Raw genomic sequence first — 22,214 nt, 5'->3', positions numbered from 1 at the left:
CTCTATTCTCTATTCTCTATTCTCTATTCTCTATTTTCTATTTTCTATTTTCTATTTTCTTTCAATCCACAACCGTTGTCCCCAATAATTGAAATTCATACGGCCATTGTTCATCAGGAGTTTTATCTGCTTTTTCTCCCCATCTATTTGGTCGCTGCCAATGTTCTGTTGGCGCTCCCATAACGACCAGCCATAAATACTCTGTTTCTTTCGGTACCTTAAAGGAATTTTTCTCATTATTCTTTTTGAAAGCTTCGCTGTAAACTCTTTTACCATTTTTCAATTGAACCACAAAACCATATCTCCAGCCTGCTTGTTCTACTTTCACTTTTGAAAAACCATCTGCTCCAGCAATTCCTTTAAAGTTCAATTCTATTTTTGTTGCCGCTTTAGGAACAGTAAGTTGTATTCCGTTATAACCGTAATTTTGAGGACAATTTGTCGAATCCACTCGATACCAATTATCTTGTAATTTGTTCACTTTCGTGAAATGTTTGTTTGCATAAGGCTTGGCAACAACTTCGATTCTTGGTAAATCCCATGTAATAAATCTTCTTGAAGCATCGAACATTTCATCATTAAATTGTTCCTGATTTATAGCATTCAAACGCTTGTAAGTCATTACCGCATCTTCTTCTTTTTCAGAATTGCGCATTAGTTGTCCAAAGAAATCTTTTCCTCTTTTTTCCGACCAATATTCAATCACATAAGGCGAATGATACATATTGTACGGATGCAAAAAGGCGTAATGAGTTCCTTTTAAATAATCAACCAAATGATAATTTTCAAAAGTCATCCAATCCGAATAAACCTGCCAAAGCATATACTGCGCCGACATTTCCATAATTGCTCCTCCGGGACCTTTGCCTGTATCAGCATGACTTAAATACTGAAAACTATGTCCTAATTCGTGTGCCAAAACGCCATAAGGTTCTTTGTTTACACGAACAGCTGGTGTCCAGAAAATGCCAACTTTATCTTCGTCACCGCCTCCAAAAGCCGTTTTTTCTTCACCTTTAAAAACAAAAATCAAAATTTTATATTGATCGATGAGCGAATGTCCAGACTGTACCAACTTTAGCTGATTGACATAAACATCATAAATACGTTCACATTCACTCAGCATTTTTTGAGGATTAAATCGTTCTGTCTCTTCTTGATTAGACATCGGATTTTTTCCATAATCTTTGTGCCAGAACAGAGCAAAATTTTCCGAACTAATCATGTAATCCAAATTATAGTCGCTTTTTGGATCTTTATAGTCATTATTTTCAGGCAGCATCCATACTTTTTTAGGAATATAGAGCTCTTTCTTTTTTATTTCTTGAGCCGAAACCATAAAAAAAGCACCGTAAATAATAGCTGATAAAATCTTTATAAAACGTCTTTGATTTTGCATTACAATGGATTTATTAGTTCTTTAATATCCAAAAGGATTCTCAACACTCTGCATTGGCGTTGTAAACCATTTTGGACCGTTTTCTGTCATATAAAAATGATCTTCATGTCTGATTCCGAATTTTCCTGGAACACAAATCATCGGTTCATTGCTGACCACCATTCCTTCCAACAATTTTATTTCGCTTCCGCGGACTAAATACGGGTACTCATGAATATCCAATCCTGTTCCGTGCCCGACTCTGTGAGGTAATCCCGGTAATTCATAATCTGGACTTAATCCTGCTTCCGCCAATGTTTTTCTGGCAGCATCATCGACAGAACCGCAAGTCGCACCAATTTGAGCAGCTTCAAAAGCCGCAAATTGTGTTTTTTGTTCTAAGTTCCAGATCGTTTTATATTCTTCTGAAGGTTCTCCGTAAACATAAGATCTTGTGATATCAGAAAGATATCCTTCTAATCTGCATCCTGTATCGACAATAACCGCTTGATTTTCTTGTAATGGCTGAGGAACAGAAACACCATGCGGATACTGCGTATCATCTGAAAACAAAACAATACAGAAATACGAACCCGAAGAAATTCCTGCCTTGATATGTGCTTTATTAATAAAGTCCGTCACTTCGCTAACTGTAATTCCGGGTTTTAATATTCTTGCAGCCGCTCTTTGCACTTCCATTGTAATATCTTTTGCTCTTTGAATGATAGCAATTTCATTTTTAGATTTTTGCATTCTACAAATAGAAGTAATTTGCTGTGCCGTTATAAAATCAAACGAACTATTGGCTTTTGCAATTCCATCAACTAAAAAATAAGCTGCCGATTCATCAATGGCAATTTGTCCGAAAACATTTTTGGCAGCTAATAATTTTCCAAACAAAACATACGGAGATTCGTGTTCTTCCCAACAATTAATATTGGATTGCACTTTCATGTATTTTTTAAAAGTCCCTTCTTCAAATTTTGGTGCGATATATTCCAAAGATCCATCGTCAAACAATATACCTCCAACCATTCTTTCTGAAGCACTCCAAAGTGTTCCTGTAAAATAATATAAATTCGTTCCTGCATTCAGATAAAGTGCTTTTACAGAAAGCGATTTCATTAACTGAACTGCTTTTTGAATACGTTCTTGATATTCTTCTAATTGAATCGGCTGAACACCTTGAGTTCTGTTTTCTATTTTTTCTAATTCAATAGCTGCACTTGAGCCGCCAATACCTTTTGTCATTTTTTATTCATTTTATATTCAAAAGCCTAAATTAGTATTTATTCCTTTTTAGGTTTTGAATCATTCATTAGTTTAACTAAATCTTGTTCGTTAATTGCATAATCGTACAAACGTAATGAAGCCATAAATCCTGAGAAATTCTCTCCAATATCCGAAGCTCCAATAATAATCTTAGCCTTGTCAATCGCCGATGATAAAAGCATGTTTTGCGAATTATCTAAAACGCCATCTACATACACTTTTTCTACAATACCATCAAAACTCAAAACGATATGATGCCATTTGTTGGCTTCGGGAACTTTGTTAAATTTCATATCAAAATGTCCGTCTAAGTGTACGCCTGCACCGTAATTACCGCTGTTATAAGCCAATGAGTTGTATGAATTGGCTAAACCAAATTCGGTTCTGTCACACCAAGATGCTAGAATTTCGCCTTCCTTTGCTATTTCTGGATTTTTAACCCAAACGGCAACGGTATACGAACCATTCCATGCCAATGTTTTGGGTACAGATTTATCCAAAGTAAAAGCACCGTTTTTAAAATTAAAAGCTTTGATGCCATCTGTTTTTTCTAACGAAACATCGCCGCTTTTAGTAAAAATACCACCTAATGAACCTTTATTTGAAGTCGTATTTATAACAGTATTATTTTTAATTTTTCCTGCATCAAAATGAACTAAAAGCTTTTTAGAACTTTTTCCTGCTGGAGCTTTTTCTGATTCTTTATTTTGTATTTGTAACGGAATATCAAACAATGAACTATAAATTTTAATACTCCAAACCGCAGCGTAAAGTCCCATTTTTTCAGTTCCTAAAACAGTTAGTTTAATGAAACGGGCATTTACATCCTTATCATCAATCATTGGACTTCCTGCTCTTCTATTTTTGGATTTGTCAGCAAATAAATGCCACTTTTTTCCGTCTAAAGAATATTCCAATTTATATTGATAATAATAACTCGCAAATTCAAATTGCGTCATTACTCTTTTAATATTCTTTTCAGAACCTAAATCGACTATTAAATGTTGTGGCGAATTATTATCTGCCGCCTTCCACATTGTGGCATTGTTATCATCAGTAGCAAACGATGGTTTGTACTCATAATCGTATTGAGTTGATTTTAAATGATAAAATGAAGAAGCCGATGTTTTGGCCTGAAAAGCGATATTTTCTGGAACTTCCGATTTCCATAAATCTTTAATTCCTTGACTTGAAGGCACTATTTTTTTGATTGTCGAATCGTTCTCAAAAATCATTTGATCCACACAAATTTGTCTCGCCATGCCGCCTCTCGTCATTGGATAATCATGTTTGTGATAAACGATATAATAATTTCCATTTTCTTCTAAAACAGAATGATGTCCCGGACCATGAACCGTTTGATCTTCATTAGTACTCAAAATCGGATTGTTTTGTCCTGCTGTAAAAGGTCCGTAAGGCCAATTGGAATACGAATACCGAACATTATAAGTCTCATCATGACAAGAAGCTCCAGAATACATTAAGATATATTTGGAACCTTTTTTAATCATATAAGCGGCTTCAAACGGAGCGGGAGTTTGTTCTAAAGGAATATTTTTAGAATTCATCATTTCATTCATATTCTTTTTATTCAATTCGCCAACCGCGTAACCTCCGTTATAATGTACCCAAGTTCCCCAATAACCGTATATTTTTCCATCATCGTCTTTAAAAAATTGGGCATCAAGCGAAGGGAAATTTTCTCTCGGATAACCATTAGAAATGACAGGCACATCCTGATCGCTTAATTTTTTCCAAGGTCCAACAGGTGAATCTGAAACATAACCGTAAATATTACAGCCCATTTCACAATTTCCAAAATACAGATAATATTTTCCGTCATCTCCTTCTACAATATCAGGCGCCCAAAAATTAGTTATTGATTTTGCTGAAAAAGAAGGAATTTCCATGATATAATTGTACCAATTTTTAAAGTCTTTGCTGTACCAAACCGTTGGAGCACCAGATGCCAGCATTTCGTTATCAGTAGTGGCATAGATATAATAAATGTCTCCAAACTTTTTAATCGTTGGATCTGCAAACCAACCTGGTAAAATTGGATTACTTACCTCAGCCTTGCTATCCTTTTGAGCAAAAACAACTGCTGAAAAAGCGAGTACAATAAGACTGTAAAATAGTTTCTTTTTCAGCATTTTTCTTATTCTTAAATACTTAGAGTATAAAGTTTTTTCTAACACATAGATACATAGTTTTCTCTTTGTGAAAAGGCATTTCACAGGCATTAATGCATCCCGATAGCTATCGGGACTATGTGTGAAAACTAGTTTTTTCCATTATCTTTTTACAAGATATTTAGCCTATGTTTCTATGTGTTAAAACTTATTTTTTTTTTGAATTTGCTAAAGTGATTTAATATTTCCAAACCAATACGCCAGCGGTTTTGATTGCTTTATTTCCGATAATTACTTTAGCATTTTTTGGTAAATTGATTTCGTAGATTTTATCGGAGTAATTGACTGCAATACCAAATCCGTCTCTGTAATCTACCATAACTCCTTCAGGATAATTCTCTATTGGAGCATTTTGCTTTTGGTATAATTTTCTTAAAACTTGTTTTTCAAGATCACCATTTTTAGAATCTACACCAATGTAAGTTACAGTTCCTTTTCCGAGATTACGGGAAATAACGGCTGGAGTTCCGGCATAAAATTCGCTTCCGTAAGTCGCCCAGATTTCTGTTCCTTTATTCGGTTTTAGTAAATCTCCCCAACTTGTCCAACCAAATTCCTGATTGTCAAATTTTATTATTCCTGAAGATTGCGGCATTAACAAGTCATAGGATTCTATTTCGGAACCAATTAAATTCCACATTGGCTCATAAAACTTTGCTTCCCAAAGATGTCCTTGACGATTTTGAATTCCAGATCGACAGCTTAAAACTAAGTTTCCTCCGTTTTTGGCGTACAAGGTTAATTTATCAATCATTTTTTGATCGATCATTTGATACGCTGGAACAACTAGAAAAGGATATCTTGAAAAATTAGTTGTATCACGAACAAAATCAACAGGCGCACCAAAAGATTTTGTCGCTTTATAATATTTCAAGAAATGTCCCATCGTACTCCATTCCTTAGTTTGTTTATTCAAATCGATTCCCATCACATTATCTCCATTGAATAAAATACCGGTTTTGCGTTTTAAATACTCATTTGGCAATCCCGCTTTCGGATCATAGTTTTTTCGCAGCGTATCTATTTCTTTAATAAACTGATTGAATTCTATACCACCTGGTGTTGGCGTTACACCATCTGTACCTACAATTCCGTAATGGTATTGCTCATATCCATACAAAGGCGCACGAAAACGATACGTACAGGCAAATTTACTTCCGCCTGCAAAAACATGCCACAACCACATGCGAACCGTTCCCGGCATTGGCTGCGGATTAATACTTCCCCAGTTTACTTGTCCTGGCTGTAATTCCATGCAACCGTACATTCCTTTCGTTGGACGAAAAAAGTCATTCGACATTCCGATACTGGAATAATCTCCTAAACGATAGCCTTGCGAACCAACTCCTAAAGTTCCTCCATAAACCAAATATCTTGTATAACAATCGAAATCTAATTCTTTACTCATTCCAACAAAACTTTCGTTGTAATTGGATCTGTAATTAGAAGTAATCCATTGATCTTTACTTGCAAATTTGCGTATCGTAATCGCCTGCTCGTCTAGAAAAGTTGCTGTTTCTTCATCAGCAAAACGATAATGATCCAATTGAGAATGTAAATTCATTCCCCATTCTTTGTGCAGTGGAATATTAATTTGACTAAAATCTGAATATATACCACTCCAAAAACTATTTCCCCAAGCTTGATTTAAGGCATCAATAGTTTTATATTTTTCTTTTAACCAATTGCGATAGCGTTGTTGTGCATCTGCACCATAATCCAGAAAACGTGCAGGTTCGTTGTCAACCTGCCAGCCTATTATGTTTTTATTATTGCCATATTTTTTTGCCAATTGCTCAATCATTTTCATCGAATATGTTCGGTAATAATTGCTAGAAAATGAAGCGTGCTGTCTAGAACCATGATCGGTTTTGGTTCCGTCTTCGTAAGTCGCCAAAACATCTGGATGTTTGCGAACCAGCCAAACTGGAGGCGTTGCCGTTGAAGTACACATTACAATTTTCAACTTATATTTTGTGGCAATTGCAACTGCTTTATCCATCCATTTAAAATCATAAACGCCTTCTTGAGGTTCTAATTGCGCCCAGGCAAATTCACCAAAATGAGTAAATTCAAATCCCATTTCGGCAATTTTTTTCAAGTCGCGATCCCATTGACTTTCATCCCAATGTTCAGGATAATAGTAAACTCCAACAGTAGTTAAGTCTTTTTTGGGAAAATATTTATCAAACTTTTGCGCATTTGAATTTAAACTAATCAATATGCCAAACAGCGTAAATAATACTTTTTTCAAGAAGTTGTTTTTTGATTTTTGCTTCATTCTATCTTATAATTTAATTTGAATTGGTTTGCTTTTTAGAGCAATTTTATAAGCGCCTCTCACTTTTTCGTAAGACAATTTCACGTCCTGATCTACTCGTAAATAAGCATTTGGCGTAAAATTATCTTTAGCATCTAATGTAATCGTGACAGCGCCCGTTTTGGTATTGTAACTTACGGTTTTAAAAGTTCCTGCATCTAATGTTAACCATAATTTTTTTGGTGCAATAAATACTTTAGATTTTGCCGCAGTCGTAATCGCTACTTCAACCTCATCTCCTTTTTCTTTTAAATTTCCTCCAAAAGCCAACCAACCGTATTCTTTTTCATTGGTAATGAAAGTCGCAGAATTCACAGCATAACCAAAGAAACCCGAACCATAATCTCCTGACAAATAATCGATTCTTAATGTTTCTGGATAAGAATGAAAAGCAGCCGATCCAAAACCGTCTTCTGTAATATTTGAAATACCACCTAACAAACCTCCATAACCTACTTTTAATAAATGAAAATCGGGAGTTTTTCTAAATTGTTCTAAAACTGGAATCGCATTTAAAGCCGAACCATAATGATGAATCTGTCGCTCTACTCTTGAGAGTTTTCCTCCATAAAGAAAATCCCAATATCTACGAGCATTTCCGTTGTACGCCCAGTGTGGCATTGTAGGCATATAAGCCAAAATAGCATCAAGGGTAACTTTTGCTTTGTCATTATATCCAAAATAATCAGACCACATATACACTTCTTCCTGACCTGTAGAATCCCAAGGCATTTCACTTCCAAAAGGATAATTTAATGATTTCCAATGGTCTGCTCTTAGCTTCATTTTTGCTTCAAGATTATTAGCCATTTCTGTATAACCTTCTGTTTTTAAATCTTTTAGAATCAATAAAAAAACAGTTCCCTCCATTTGTCCAAACTGCGCATAATAAGGTGCTAATCTTGTCATTGCGATAGTAGTTTCATAAGCATTTTTCAAATACCAATCCCAAGAATGATTGGTTACTAAACCCTGATGATATCTTGCTAAACGATACATAGTCCAATGTGCCGCCGCAACATGCGGATAATTATAGGATCTTCCTGGATCATCTGCGCCTTTTTTATCCCAAGCTGCCCAAGTTTTATAATTAATGTCTTTACTGTATGTCCCTTCTGGCATTTTTGTTGGTTCATAATAAAAAAGACTTTTTTTGACTCCGTACTTAAGTGTATCGGCACCATTATATTGAAGTCCGCCCCATAATGTTTTGTCTACAAACTGCTCTAGTTTCTGAATTTCTTCTTTATTGGGTAAAATAAATTGTTTCATAATCGCACCAAGCCAGCCTCCTGCTCCACCTTCGTCACTTAAACCTGCAATCCAAGCGCGACTGTCCTGACTTACTTGTTTTTTGGTTTCATAGTCATACGAAATCACAGATGGATTTCTATGAAAAGGATCATCTTTTACATCAAACCATTGTGCTGTTGTAGAAAAATGTCCAAAATCGGCTATTACATCACTTTCAGATTTTATAACTTTATAATTGATTGTCTGCTGTAATCCGTCTTCATACGTTACTGTTACTCTTGCTCTACCCCATTTTTTTCCTTGCACAGCGTATTGAAAATAATCCTTTTTATTAGTTGATTTTTGTTCTAAAACCAAAGCACCTTCTGGTTCTACTTTTAGTGATTTTACTGCTTGATTGTATTTTAGAAAAAGCTGTCCGTCTACATCATGAGGTAAGACATAACCCGGAACTCCAACCGCAACTGAACGTTGGTTTTGAATTAATGTCGCTTGAATATTTTCTATTTGATCTACCAAAACAAATTTCAACGAGAAATTCTTCGTTTCTCCTGCTTTAAGGGTCAATGAAGTTGGCGTATTCCATTGTTCGGCATTTTTCCATTCTTGCTCGGCGTAAGCTTTACTGAATGGCATCCATTCGTGGAAACCTTCAAAAACAATACTTCTTGGAGTTTCATCATCCAATAACGGACGATACGCTTCAAATGGCATATTATTTTCTGGAAGCAACAATAATGCTGGACCGTGTCCGCTTAATCTTTTTACTTCTAAATAACCTGCATCTTTACCAATATAAGGATCAAAAAACACATTTTGAACGTGTGTTTCGTCCAATGATTTTCCTTCCAAAATATTATTAAAAACCATCGGAATTCCCAAAGCACCAATTTCCTGTTGAGAATTTGATTTATTGGTAATCTCAAAACGCAATACTAAATCCCCGTCTTTTTGTTCGTAAAAACGTTTTATCGTTAAAGGAATATCAGTTGGCAATGTATTTGAAAGATCAGCTCCAGCTAAAACATTTCCAGAAACATTCAAAGTCGCAACAGCTGCTCTTTTTGCCGCTGTTGAATAACTTTTCCAACTTCCATCTGCTGCTTTTACGCGAAGATTAATATCACCTAATTGATACAAACCGTCTTTATCACGAATTGCTAATCGATCTCCTGGTGTAAAATCGAAACTTTTATCTGAAAGCGGTGATAAACTAGCAACGGTTTGAGAGGATTTAACCAGCTTTAAATCGAAATACTTGGTGTTCAAATTAATAAATCCTTTGTCGATTTCAAGCGTCGATTTTTTCGCTTTAATCTTATCCCAATATTCTTGCGCGTGCAGCTTATTGGCAGCAATCGAGCAGGAAATTATCAAAGTAAATAGTATAATCTTCTTCATCATTTATTGTTTTTGGATGGTTGGTTTTTCTTTTGGTTTCGTTTTAATTCTAATAACAAATTCAGATAAAAATAGAATTAGCTATGTGCATTTAAAAAAGTAAAACACCTTTTAAAGCTTTCTAAATCTATGTTTCTATGTGTTAAAATAACTATTTAAAGTCGGTTGAAAATTTCCAATTGGTTTTATAATCTTCCGAAACTGGTAAATCTTGTAATAAAATTCGGAGCATTTCAACTGGCACCATATTTTCTTTTAACACGCGGTCGTGAAACTGCTTTTCTGTCCATCCTTTTGCTAATAATTCATTTCTTAAAGCAAAAAACTGCAAACCTCCTGTCATGTACGCGACTTGGTATAATGGTGCGTCTCCGCTGGCAAATGAACGTCTGACTTCTGCTTCTGCATTGGCTTTTTCATGCCCCACTTCATTGACTAATAAATCAATACATTGTTGTGGTGTCATTTCTCCTAAATGGTATTTCAATGAAAAAATGATTCTGGCGCAACGGTGAATTCTCCAAAATAACATGCCAAATTTTTGTTCTGGTGTCTGCGGAAATTGTTTGTTCCAAAGAATAATTTCCCAATACAATGCCCAGCCTTCCATCCAAAAAGGGGTATCAAAAGGCTGACGATACGATTTGTGACGGCTGTTCATGAAAAACTGTAGATTATGTCCTGGCAATAATTCGTGCTGTACTGTCGCAAAAGAAAAATTCGGATTATTACCTCGCATGCTCATCAGTTTATCTTTCTGATCCATGTCTTCTGTTGGATAAGAAATACTGATTTCCCAACCTCCAGTAAAAAATGGATTGATCTTCTGACGTTCTGGTGTCATCATAATCATCTGCCAAGTTTCTTTGGTCAAATCGGGCAACGTAATTAAATCACGGTCTTCAATAAATTTAACCGATTGATTGTATAAATCTGTAATAGCTTGCGGTTGTTCGCCTGCTGGAACATAAGTATCTTTTACGTGTTCTAATGCTTTTTTCCAATCTTTGCCGTAACCAAGTTCAGTTGAAGCTTTGATCATTTCGTTTTTACACCATTCAAATTGTTTTTGTGCTGCTGTAATTAATTCCTCAGGAGAATAGGGAATGTATTCGTAAGACAAACTTTTGATGATGGCATCTCTTCCAATTGGTTTTCCTATAATTCCGCTCCCGTCATCTTTTATGCTTGTTTGCGCATAATTTGTTTTTAAAAAATCTTCATACGTTTTTAATTTCTCTGATAAAGTTCTATACGGTTTTTCCATCCACCATGTAAAATCGGGATCGTAGCTGTAATAAAATCCATAGGCTTCTTTTAATGATCTTCCAAAAAAAGCAACTGATTTTGAGGCTTTTTCGGCTGCAAACCAATCTTTAAAAGGTTTGTTTTTAAGCTGTTCTATTTTTTTTTCAATACTTATTGTAGCGTCATCAAATGTTTTGGCTAACTGACTGGAAACTGGTCGTTTTCCTCTTCTTCTTTCTTGAATAAATACGTTTATTTCTGATGAAAAATCCAATACTGAAGCGATTTCTTTATAAGCTTTATAATCGATTTGTAAAAAATAATCTTCTTTACTGATTAGATTTTTCAATAATAAATAATCTACTTTTCCGTCTTTGGATAAGTTTTTAAAATCGATGTTTTTTACTGTTTTTGTCCAATCGGAATAAAACTTGGAAAAACGCACATAATATTCTTCTGATTCTTTATTGGAATAGAAGTTTTGCAGTGCTGTTTTATCTGCCTGAAATGTATTGACGACATCTATTAGTTCGCTTGAAAAAGAAGGCGTGATCATAAATAAAAATATAATAAAACTTAGAATTGATTTTTTCATGGTTTGATGATGCTAAATGTTTTGGCTTTCGTTACTTATTTTTTTGCCACAGATTAAATGGATTTTAAAGATTTTTATTTTGCCACTAATTGCACTAATTTTCACTAATTTATTTTTATCATATATAACTAAATTTGCTTAAATCTTTTGGTATCTCCGTGAAAAGAAATCATTTTTAATCTATTAATCTATGGCAAACTTTTGCCTTTTTTTGCCACAGATTAAATGGATTTTAAAGATTTTTTTTGCCACTAATTGAACAAATTTTCGATACTTTCTTTTTATCATATATAACTAAATCTTCTTAAATCTGTAAGATCTGCGTGAAAAGAAATCATTTTTAATCTTTTAATCTGTGGCAAAATTTTACCTTTTTTTACCACAGTTTAAATAGATTTTAAAGATTTTTTTTTACCACAAATTGCACAAATTTTCGCTAATTTCTTTTTATCATATATAACTAAATCTGTTTAAATCTGTAATATCTGCGTGAAAAGAAATCATTTTTAATCTTTTAATCTGTGGCGAACTTTCATCTATTATTTTTTGCCACGAATTGCACAAATTCACACTAATTCAATTTTCTAAAACCCATGCAATTTGTGGCAATATTTATCAACTATTTTAAGGTAACGTCCAAATAAACAGAGTGGCGACCATAAGTATCATAAAATGGTTTGTATGAAACTCCGTCTATGGTAAACTCTAATTTTTTAGGATCTCCATTTATTGTTTTGCTAATGTCTTTTGCATCAAAAGTTACTTTACGCCAGTCTTTTCTTGGTTCTTTTTCTTGCGCTGCTAATAATATTGGTCCATAAAACAAACTCGCAATATTCTGCTGATCCATTACGGGTTCTAGGTGAAATTCAAACGGCATTCTTAACTCAATTGTATCGCCATTTTTCCATTTTTTGTTTAAAGACAAATAACTTCCTGGTGTTGCTTTTACCTTTTCTTCTTTTCCATTTATCTTAACGAAAAATCCTTTGGTTACCCAATGTGGTACGCGAACTTTTAGATCAAAATTTCCATTTCCTTTAATAGTCAATTTTGTGAAATCTTGTTTTGGAAAATCGGTTGTCTGTTCGATTGTAATGTTCTTTTCTGTCCATTTTAAAGTTGATGGCACATACAGATTAACGTATAAGGCATTGTTATCTGCACTTTTAAAATAAATCGAATTTTGAAATTTCGTATTGCTTTCTATAGCTGTTCCATTACAGCACGTGAAACCATTCATGTGAGCATTTCCAAACTGTTTAACCGATCCTGGTCGTAACGGAACGTGATACGTATTCGCTGGACTATTTTCTGCCACAGAAGAAAGAATGTGATTGTATAATCCTCTTTCATAATAATCCATTAACTCGCCGCGTTGTTCGTACAGGAATAAATCTCCCGTTAATTTAAGCATGTTATAAGTTGCACAAGTTTCGTTTTGTCCGCCAGATGAAAAACCATTTTCATAAATTGTTGCGGGCTGACTGATAAAACATTCCGCATTTGCAGGATTTCTTGCTCCTGCAACACCACCAATCGTGTACATATAATCGTTTACGGTTTTGTACCAGAAATTATCGGCGATATTAAAATAATCTGGAGTATTGGAATCACGATACATCTCAAGCGCTCCCATAATTTGTGGAATGTGCTGGTTCGCATGTAATCCTCTAAAAGTATCTACGTTTTTAGCTAATCCGTGCGAGTGCTCAGCGTCTCCGTAAAACACCTTAATATTATCAAATAACTGAGCTACTTCAAGATAATGAGGATCTTTTGTGATTCTGTATAATCTTGCCATTGCTTCGTTCATTCCGCCAAATTCACCCGCAATGTATCGGTTCCACATACTAATTAAAGTTTCTGTCGGAAGTTTTTTCATACGAGCATAAACCCAGTCTCCCATTCCTTTTGCGGTCTGCAATGCTTTTTCATTGCCACTTACCTCGTAAATATCCATTAATCCGGCAAGAATTTTATGAAGTGTATAATAAGGCGCCCAAATTTGAGTTTTTTGTCCACCATAAGTCGCTCCATTTTCCAGCATAATAAATTGATCTGGTGGATAAGCACTAATAAATCCTGTTCCCCAATTTTCATAATCGGTGCGAATTCCTTCTGGACTTAAATCCGAATCAAAAGCTGTTTTTCCTGGACCAAACGGAACAGCAGTTGGATCTGCAACAAATTTTCCTCCAGCCGTTCTTGGTTTTCCAGAAAGTTGTGCTAATTGATACAAAGTATCAACCATGTAATTCATTTTATTAGCAAAATTAGCTTGAAGTGTTTTATCATAACCTGTACTTGCATAAGCCTGAGCAATTGCCGTTAAATAATGTCCAGTCGCATGTCCACGTAATTTGGTTTCCTGCGTATCCCAAACCCCAAGCGGTTCTGCTTCTTTTGGCTGTGTTTGTCCAAAAGCATTACGAAACATATACAAGAAAGAATCTGGATCTGTTGTGGCCAATGTTGAAATGAATTTATCACGATTCTCAATGAATTTGGTTTGATGTCCGTCTGCATCTGCATTCAATGAAACTTCTTCTAATTTAAAGGATTCTAATTTACGTTTTGGCGAAGCTGTAGCTTTTCTATCTATAACTGTTACAACCGCTTTAGGTTTAAGATCTGTTCCCGAAACTGTTCCAATTACAGTATATTGTCCGCTTTTAAGTGCCTGACTATTGTCTTTCGGCGAAGGCCAAATTACACGTACTTCTGGTCCTTGGATTCCATCACGATAAACTCCTTTTACATAACTTGGTAATCTTGGAAGAGTTCCAGCAACAGTTTGAACTTTAACATCTGAAACATTTGTCAAAAACTGATTGTAAAGTTGCGGCGTTGTGCTGGCGAATTTTGGTAAATCGGTTGTTTTTTCTTCTCCCGATTCTTCTTCTTCACCTTCTCTAAAGGCATTATTAAATATTCTGGTAATTTGTTTATCAGTCAATGCTACGCGATAAATTCTGAAATCGTGCAATTTGGCATTTAGATAACTATTTTCATTGCCGAGAGATTTCCCAATGTAAAGTTTATTTTTTGATGCGGTATTGTAATCGAATAGTTTTGATAAATCTAAATCGGCATTTTTGGTTTCAGCTGCCAGTTTACCATTCACGAAAGTGCTGATAGATTTAGAAGGAATATTGATAACCACAGCCACATGATTCCATTTTCCAGCTTCAAGCGCTGGTGATTGTGTTTTATGTTTCGCTCCTTTCTCTGTTATAACCTGAGTCTGCGCTCCTGTTTCATTTTCTGTTCCTGTTGGTGCAAAAAACAAATGAGAATTGGTACTTTTTCCAAAATCAAAAACAGTTTGTCCTTTTTGAGCTGTTCTTAAGAAAATCCATCCTGAAATACTTAATGACTCTTCTCCTATCAATCCGTCACCAGGAATAGAAACAAAAGCTTTACTGTCAGCAGGAAGCGAAAGCACTTTTCCGAAAAATTCATCATTTACAAATTTGGCTTTGTTTTCTTCAATTTTACCATGCAAATTATTTCGCGACCAGTCTTTTGCATCTCCGTTAAAAACATAACGTGCAATTAAACCTGTTTCGCCAATTCCATCTAAAATCTGATCGCCGTTTTGAGCCTGTAAAGTTGTGGTTGATAATGTCCAAAAACTTAGTACAGCACAAACAAAAAATTGAAACTTCTTCATCTTTAATTCTTTTTCTTCTGATTTACAAAACCTTTATTTTATTCTATCTTTTCAGAAACTCTAATTATAAATTTCTTCCCAGCTTGGCGGAATAACGCCTAATAAATGCTGTACAAAATAATCTCTGCGTTTGCGTTCTCCAAAATCTCCTCCTGCAGAATGTCCCATTCCGGGAACCGTAACTAACTCGAAGTTTTTATTGGCTTTAATTAATGCATTGGCAAACTGCATGGTCGAAGCAGGATCTACATTATCGTCTAATTCTCCTAAAATCAACATTAGATTTCCTTTTAACTGCGCTGCGTTTGCGGTGTTGGAACAAGCTTCGTATTCTGGTCCAATCGGATATCCCATCCATTGTTCATTCCACCACATTTTATCCATTCTGTTATCGTGACAACCGCAAGATGCTACAGCAACATCATAAAAATCGGAGTTGAAAACCAGCGCTGCTCCAGCATTTTGTCCTCCTGCCGATGTTCCATGAATGCCGACTTTATCTATATTCATGTAGGGATATTTTGCGGAAGCGGCTTTCATCCAAAGTTTTCTATCTGGGAAACCACCGTCTTTTAAATTCTTCCAGCATACATCGTGAAACGCTTTTGAGCGATTTGAAGTTCCCATTCCGTCAATTTGAACTACGATAAATCCGAGTTCTGCCAGAGAAGTCATTGCCCAATAATACGGTTGAAAATTCTTTGGAACAAACGAATCCTGCGGTCCTGCATAAATATATTCGATAATTGGATATTTGCGATTCGGATCAAAATTGGTTGGACGCACAATTACACCCCAAATGTCTGTTTTGCCATCTCTTCCTTTTGCGGTAAAAACTTCTGGTGCTGTCCAACCTGTTTTTTGTAATGCCGAAATATCTGCTTTTTGCATTTCAACAATTATTTTTTGTGTTTCGATGCTTTTTAAAACCGTAATGGGTGCAACATCTACTCGTGAATATTGATCGACATAATATTTGCAATCTGGCGAAAAAGTCACTTTATGATTTCCATTTTCTGTCGTTAATCTGGTAAAGTTTTTTCCGTTGAAATCAATTCGGCAGAAATGCAATAAATAAGGATCTTGATCATTATCTAATCCGCTGGCTGTAAAATAGATTTGTTTTTTTTCTTCATCTATTTTTAGGACTTCGCGAATAGGCCAATTTCCTTTTGTAATCTGATTTTTGACTTTTCCTGTAAGCGCATCATACAAGTACAAATGATTCCATCCGTCTCTTTCTGAAGCCCAGATAATTTCATTACTTTTTTTAATGTCATAACGGTATCTTTTTCCACTATATTCCACAAAAGTTGGACTTGTTTCTTCTATAATAGTTTTTACTTTTCCAGTTGTAGCATTTACTTCCAAAACGCGATAAACCTGATGCCCTCTTTGATTGTATTCAAAAGTTAAAGCACTATTATCATCTTTCCACTCAAATCCAGATACATCATATTGTTGTTGAAATAAATCGGTGGCAATTTGAATATGCTTTTTTGAAGCTATTACAAACAATTGCGGACTTTTAAATGGCAGTTGATCTCCTGGTTTTAAATAATCACGCGTTTGTAATTTTGGCTGAAATTGATCTGACGGACTAGATTCTACAAAATAAATTTTATGTTCTTCGCCTGGTCTGACTTTATATGCCATAATTTCTTTGCTGTTTGGCGACCATTGTAAATAAGAAGAATAATAAAATCCTTTTGAACCATCATAACTCAACTGCGTTTCTGTATTGGTCTTTTTGTCTTTTATGTATAAATTGTAATTTTTAATAAAAGCAACATGCAATGAATCTGGCGAACCTACAGGTTTATTTCCTAATTCATCAAAATTACCACCCCAATAACGATCTTTTTTTGGTGGTTTTATGTAATCTCCAGTTTTCGTTAATTCGTTTGTATTTAAATTATAAGAAAACTTAAAAGCATCTGAAGTAAAAGTCAATTTTGACAGATTTTTATCAAACTCTAAATTTTCTATTGGTAAGTCTTTTGCATTTACTTCTTTTCCTAAAACTTTAGCTAAAGACTGTGCCAGTCGATTATGGTCAAAGGCTTGTGATTGTTTTTGCTGTTTGGCATCCACTAAAAGAAATTCTTTTCCTTTTAAAATGTTGTTACTATACCATACATACTCATTTCCAACCCAATGAAATTCTTTTGGAGTATTGCTGATTTTATTCTTAAACAAAGAATCTACAGCATTTGCTCTTTTATAATCTTTCAATGTTCCTTGAGCTTGACTAATCAAACACCACGAAAGTGTTAAAATTACACTTATTTTTTTGCTAGTTGTTCCCATAATTTTCATATCAATAAAAATATATAATATTTTTTGAGAGTTATGGGTTAATATTAACAGATACTAATATTATATTACCCATGGAAATTGATTTGCGGAGAATATCGGTTATTAAATGCGAAATAGCCTTTAGCATTACGTTTTTCTTAGCCTTTTATAGCAATCCTAACACGTTTTTGAAACCTGTTAGGGTTCGATACTATTTTAAAAACTTATTACTAAAAAATAAAAATAGGAATAAATAAATACCTAACAGGTTTTTAAAACCTGTTAGGTTCTTATAAATCAATTTATTCTTTTTCTTTAATTACATAATAAATCGGAATTCCGATTAACATAATCAAAACGCCCCATCCGCAAGTTGAAAATTTCACAAATAACAAAGAAACACAAACTGCAGAGGCGATTAAAATATAAACCAAGGGCAAAAATGGATATCCGATAGCTTTGTAAGGACGAACTGCATCGGGCATTTTTTTGCGAAGGCGAATGATTCCGTAAATGGTAAGAATATAAAATATTAAAACAATGATAATTACGTAGTCCAATAAATCACCATATTTACCTGTAAAACATAATACAGAAGCCCAAATACATTGCGCCCAAAGCGCCCAAGCAGGAACACTTGCTTTGTTTAATTGTGCGGCTTTCTTGAAGAATAAACCATCATTTGCCATCGTGTAATACACTCTGGCACCCGCCATAATTAATCCGTTATTGCAGGCAAATGTCGAGATCATGATCATAATCGCGATAATCAACGTTCCAATATTTCCGAAAATATATTGAGATGCTACAACTGCTACTCTATCCGATTTTGCACCCGCAATTTCGCTTAACGGAATTACAGCAACGTACATCAAATTGGTCAAAACATAAATTACCGTTACGATTAAAGTGCCTAGAAACATACTTAATCCGACATTTCGTTTTGGGTTTTTAATTTCTCCTGCGATAAAAGTCACTCCAGTCCAAGAATCACTGGAAAATAAAGTTCCTACCATTGCTGCAGAAATTCCTGAGAGTAAAGCGGTAGTTCCAATTGGCATCCAAGAACCTGTTTCTTTGTCAAACGCGTGAGGAGTCCAAGCATCGGTCCAATTGGCATTCCACACAGAAGCTTTGGCAGCAAGCGTAAATCCAAAAAGAATCAATCCAGAGATTGAAAGGATTTTTATAATCGTTAAAATAGTTTGCAGCATTTTACTGTTTTTAACGCCACGAGTATTTAAATAGGTTAAAAATATAACGGTTACAATAGAAACAATTTGCGCTACATTGAGTTTAAAACTTCCTATTTCGTATAGAATATTTTCGTCACTAACGGCTGGAATGAGATATGCTGTAAACTTAGAAAATGCCACTCCAACCGCAGCAATAGTTCCGGTTTGAATGACAGCAAAAAAACTCCATCCGTATAAAAAGGCAATTAATTTATTATAAGCTTCTTTTAAATAAACATATTGTCCGCCAGCATTAGGAAACATGGCGCTGAGTTCGCCATAACTTACAGCAGCAATCATTGTGATAATTCCAGAAAGCAGCCATATTAAAATAAGCCAAGCTGTAGAACCAACCTGCCGGGCAATATCGGCGCTTACAATAAATATTCCCGATCCTATCATCGAACCTACGACAAGCATAGTGCCGTCTAGAAGTCCGAGTTCTTTTTTGAATTCGTCCTGGTTTTGGTTTTCCATTTTTTGGTTGTTTTTTGGTTGTTTTTTGTTTTGTAATGCATCGCTCTAAATTTGGTTAGGATTTAGAGTTTTGGTTAAAATCAATCTTTCATTTTAATTCATAATGTTGATTGTGTTTCGAATAGTTTAATATTTCGCTCCTTTGGAGCTCTTTCTGTACATTCATCTTATTTTCTATAAATATTTCGCCTCGCTGAGGCGGACAAACTATTTTAGAAAAACTAATTCATGTAAATTAGAGTAAATCGTGGCAAAAAAATTCGTTTTCATTAATAATTTGTAATTATTAGCCTTCTATTTTGAAAGCTTCAGAGAAGCTTAATATTTATAGATAAAATTTATTCCAATTTATTAAAGCTCCAGCGGAGCGATATATTCTCGACGCAAAAGTTTCACTCCTACGAAGCTTTTCTCTACACACATCGTATTTTCTATAAATACTTCGTCTCGCTGCCACGGAAAAACTATTTTAGAAAAATTAATTCAAGTAATTCGTGGCAACAAAAAAGCTTCATCTTTTTTACAAAATGAAACTGGTTTTATTAAAGTTGAAACATTTCGGTTGCAACAGAAGTTGGTTTTTCTGCAATGATTTCGGATACAATTTTTCCTGTTGCAGGTGCAAGACTTAATCCCATCATGGCGTGTCCAGTAACCAAAGTCAAATTTTTAAGTTTTTTATCTCTTGTAATTATCGGCATTCCAGAAGGCGTACACGGTCTGAATCCGAACCAAGTATCTTCTTCTTTTGGCATTTCGATTTTTAATTCTGGATAAAAGTCATTAATTGAATTTACAATTCCTTGTAATCTGTTCTGATTGATTTTGGTATCATTTGTATGCGTAATTTCCATTGTTCCTCCAAAACGAATGTCATTATTCATAGGTGTTACCGCTACTTTCCCTTCGCATAAAATACTTGGAATAGAAGGTTTATGATTTTTATCTTTTAAAGTAAAACTATATCCTTTTCCCGGTAGAATCGAAATATTGACATTGAGTTTTTTTGCAATATGCGGACTCCATGATCCTGTTGCTAAAACAACCTCATCTGTTGTAAAAGTGCCTTTGTCTGTTATAATTTCTGAAACTGAATTGTTTTTTAAAACAAAATCGGTTACGGTTGTATTCGTATGAATTTCGACATTCAATGTTTTTAATTCATCTTTTATAAACTGCATGAATTTTTGCGGATAAATGTGAGCATCACTTTTGTAATGAACACCGCCAATTACATCTGTTACAGTTCCTTTCTCTAAATTTGAAACTTCTTGTTTGGATAAAAAATCTACTTGCAAACCTAATTTTTCTGCTAGTATTCCTTCATGCTGAATTTCGTCTCCTGTTTTTTCTGTTTTATAAAGCATCAAAAGTCCTTTTTCTTCATAGAAAAAAGAATTGCTTTCTTTGGCAAGATCTTTATATAATTCTTTGCTAAGAAGAGATAAATCGCAAAGAGCGGGCATTGCTTTTTCGACATGTTTTAAATTGGCGTGTTTGTAAAACTGCAAACCCCATTTCATTAAATCCATATTCAATCTTGGCTTTACATAAAACGGACTATGACTATCAAACATCCATTTTACACCTTGTGCAATCATACCTGGCTGTGCTAGCGGAATAATGTGCGAAGGAACGATCATTCCTGCATTTCCGTAAGAGCAACCGTCATTCATATCCGATTTATCAAAAACAACAACTTCATAACCTTCTTTGGCTAAATAATAGGCTGAGCATAAGCCAATTATTCCCCCGCCAATAATACTTACTTTTTTCATTTATACCTAAAATTTAAAAATTCATTGGCAAGAGAAATATTCTGTAAACCAATGAATTTTTTATATTATCATTTTTTCTAAATCACTTGAAAACCAAAAGCATACGGATCATCATCTTCATCAATAATGATGTTGTTGTAACCGTAAACTTTTGCCCAGCCTTGAATACTTGGCACTATGGCTTTAATATCTCCAATAGAAGTTTCTTCTTCTACTTTACCAATAAACTTGCTTCCGATAAAGCTTTCATGGATGTATTCTTCTCCTTTTTTTAATTTTCCTTTGGCGTGAAGCTGTGCAATTCTGGCCGAAGTTCCTGTACCGCATGGCGAACGATCTATGGCTTTATCTCCATAAAAAACAGCATTTCGTCCTGAAGAAGTTGGGTCAAGAGGATCTCCTGTCCATAACATATGACTTACATCACGAATGGTATCGTTTTCTGGATGAATGAAAAGATTTGGATATTTTTCATTAATGCGCTTGCGTACTTCTTGACTGTATTGCACAATTTTTCCTGCTGTAAAATCCTGTATTCCAGAAAAATTCTTTTGCGGATCGACAATAGCGTAATAATTTCCTCCGTAAGCTACATCAAAAACAATTTCGCCTAATTCTGGACAATCAATTGTAAGTCCTTCTGCAGCTAAATACGATTTCACATTTGTCAAACGTACCCAATCTACTTTTTTTCCAGTTTGCTGGTATTCAATCTGAACCAAACCTGCTGGCGCTTCCATTTTAATCTTTCCAGGAACTTTTGGCACAACCAAACCTTCTTCAATCGCAATTGTTATGGTTCCGATGGTTCCGTGGCCGCACATTGGCAGACAACCTGAAGTTTCGATGAATAAAATTCCGAAATCATTCTCCGAATTACTTGGCGGATATAAAATACTACCGCTCATCATGTCATGACCTCTTGGTTCAAACATCAGTCCTTTGCGGATCCAGTCGAATTCTTTTAGAAAGTGCTGGCGTTTTTCGCTCATGTTGTTTCCAACCAAATTTGGACCACCACCCGCAACTACTCTTACAGGGTTTCCGCAAGTATGCGCATCGACGCAAAAAAATGTTTTTCTAGGCATAT

The 22,214-nt window shown here is 34.8% G+C and carries 11 protein-coding genes; all 11 read right to left on the bottom strand.

Annotation, left to right across the window (positions count from 1 at the left end):
* Nucleotides 1-61: 61 nt before the first annotated feature.
* On the bottom strand, nucleotides 62-1,399 hold the full coding sequence (locus VGE71_RS08635) for a DUF6055 domain-containing protein (protein ID WP_331137962.1): 1,338 nt from the start codon (nucleotides 1,397-1,399) through the stop codon (nucleotides 62-64).
* A 21-nt stretch (nucleotides 1,400-1,420) separates the two neighbouring features.
* Nucleotides 1,421-2,629: a Xaa-Pro peptidase family protein gene (locus VGE71_RS08630; RefSeq protein ID WP_331137961.1), complete on the bottom strand. Its 1,209-nt coding sequence runs from the start codon at nucleotides 2,627-2,629 to the stop codon at nucleotides 1,421-1,423.
* Between the two features lie 38 nt (nucleotides 2,630-2,667).
* Nucleotides 2,668-4,803 carry a family 43 glycosylhydrolase gene (locus tag VGE71_RS08625; protein ID WP_331137960.1) on the bottom strand — a complete coding sequence of 712 codons (2,136 nt, stop codon included), beginning with the start codon at nucleotides 4,801-4,803 and terminating at the stop codon, nucleotides 2,668-2,670.
* A gap of 217 nt (nucleotides 4,804-5,020) precedes the next feature.
* Nucleotides 5,021-7,096 carry a beta-galactosidase gene (locus VGE71_RS08620; protein WP_331137959.1) on the bottom strand — a complete coding sequence of 692 codons (2,076 nt, stop codon included), beginning with the start codon at nucleotides 7,094-7,096 and terminating at the stop codon, nucleotides 5,021-5,023.
* 33 nt (nucleotides 7,097-7,129) lie between these two features.
* The gene (locus tag VGE71_RS08615) at nucleotides 7,130-9,817 is read right to left on the bottom strand and encodes a DUF5695 domain-containing protein (protein WP_331137958.1); all 2,688 of its coding nucleotides are present in this window, start codon (nucleotides 9,815-9,817) and stop codon (nucleotides 7,130-7,132) included.
* Between the two features lie 151 nt (nucleotides 9,818-9,968).
* Nucleotides 9,969-11,660, bottom strand: coding sequence for a DUF885 family protein (locus VGE71_RS08610; protein WP_331137957.1), 1,692 nt, complete (start codon nucleotides 11,658-11,660; stop codon nucleotides 9,969-9,971).
* Between the two features lie 619 nt (nucleotides 11,661-12,279).
* Nucleotides 12,280-15,336, bottom strand: a complete 3,057-nt coding sequence (locus VGE71_RS08605; protein WP_331137956.1) for a beta-L-arabinofuranosidase domain-containing protein — start codon at nucleotides 15,334-15,336, stop codon at nucleotides 12,280-12,282.
* A gap of 60 nt (nucleotides 15,337-15,396) precedes the next feature.
* Nucleotides 15,397-17,646 (bottom strand): S9 family peptidase, encoded by a 2,250-nt coding sequence (locus VGE71_RS08600; protein ID WP_331137955.1) that lies wholly within the window; start codon nucleotides 17,644-17,646, stop codon nucleotides 15,397-15,399.
* A 290-nt stretch (nucleotides 17,647-17,936) separates the two neighbouring features.
* Nucleotides 17,937-19,346, bottom strand: coding sequence for an APC family permease (locus VGE71_RS08595; protein WP_331137954.1), 1,410 nt, complete (start codon nucleotides 19,344-19,346; stop codon nucleotides 17,937-17,939).
* A gap of 542 nt (nucleotides 19,347-19,888) precedes the next feature.
* Nucleotides 19,889-21,124 (bottom strand): NAD(P)/FAD-dependent oxidoreductase, encoded by a 1,236-nt coding sequence (locus VGE71_RS08590; protein WP_331137953.1) that lies wholly within the window; start codon nucleotides 21,122-21,124, stop codon nucleotides 19,889-19,891.
* A 77-nt stretch (nucleotides 21,125-21,201) separates the two neighbouring features.
* The gene (locus tag VGE71_RS08585) at nucleotides 21,202-22,212 is read right to left on the bottom strand and encodes a 4-hydroxyproline epimerase (protein ID WP_331137952.1); all 1,011 of its coding nucleotides are present in this window, start codon (nucleotides 22,210-22,212) and stop codon (nucleotides 21,202-21,204) included.
* Nucleotides 22,213-22,214: the final 2 nt, after the last annotated feature.

This window comes from Flavobacterium sp. (assembly GCF_036405015.1).
In the GTDB taxonomy this organism is placed as follows: domain Bacteria; phylum Bacteroidota; class Bacteroidia; order Flavobacteriales; family Flavobacteriaceae; genus Flavobacterium.
This window is presented reverse-complemented; position numbering and strand designations above follow the sequence as displayed.

What these genes read in the sequence shown, in the direction of transcription:
- VGE71_RS08595 (WP_331137954.1), bottom strand. Translation starts at nt 19,346, where the DNA reads ATGGAAAACCAAAACCAGGACGAATTCAAAAAAGAACTCGGACTTCTA.
- VGE71_RS08610 (WP_331137957.1), bottom strand. Translation starts at nt 11,660, where the DNA reads ATGAAAAAATCAATTCTAAGTTTTATTATATTTTTATTTATGATCACG.
- VGE71_RS08590 (WP_331137953.1), bottom strand. Translation starts at nt 21,124, where the DNA reads ATGAAAAAAGTAAGTATTATTGGCGGGGGAATAATTGGCTTATGCTCA.
- VGE71_RS08615 (WP_331137958.1), bottom strand. Translation starts at nt 9,817, where the DNA reads ATGAAGAAGATTATACTATTTACTTTGATAATTTCCTGCTCGATTGCT.
- VGE71_RS08605 (WP_331137956.1), bottom strand. Translation starts at nt 15,336, where the DNA reads ATGAAGAAGTTTCAATTTTTTGTTTGTGCTGTACTAAGTTTTTGGACA.
- VGE71_RS08625 (WP_331137960.1), bottom strand. Translation starts at nt 4,803, where the DNA reads ATGCTGAAAAAGAAACTATTTTACAGTCTTATTGTACTCGCTTTTTCA.
- VGE71_RS08635 (WP_331137962.1), bottom strand. Translation starts at nt 1,399, where the DNA reads ATGCAAAATCAAAGACGTTTTATAAAGATTTTATCAGCTATTATTTAC.
- VGE71_RS08630 (WP_331137961.1), bottom strand. Translation starts at nt 2,629, where the DNA reads ATGACAAAAGGTATTGGCGGCTCAAGTGCAGCTATTGAATTAGAAAAA.
- VGE71_RS08600 (WP_331137955.1), bottom strand. Translation starts at nt 17,646, where the DNA reads ATGGGAACAACTAGCAAAAAAATAAGTGTAATTTTAACACTTTCGTGG.
- VGE71_RS08585 (WP_331137952.1), bottom strand. Translation starts at nt 22,212, where the DNA reads ATGCCTAGAAAAACATTTTTTTGCGTCGATGCGCATACTTGCGGAAAC.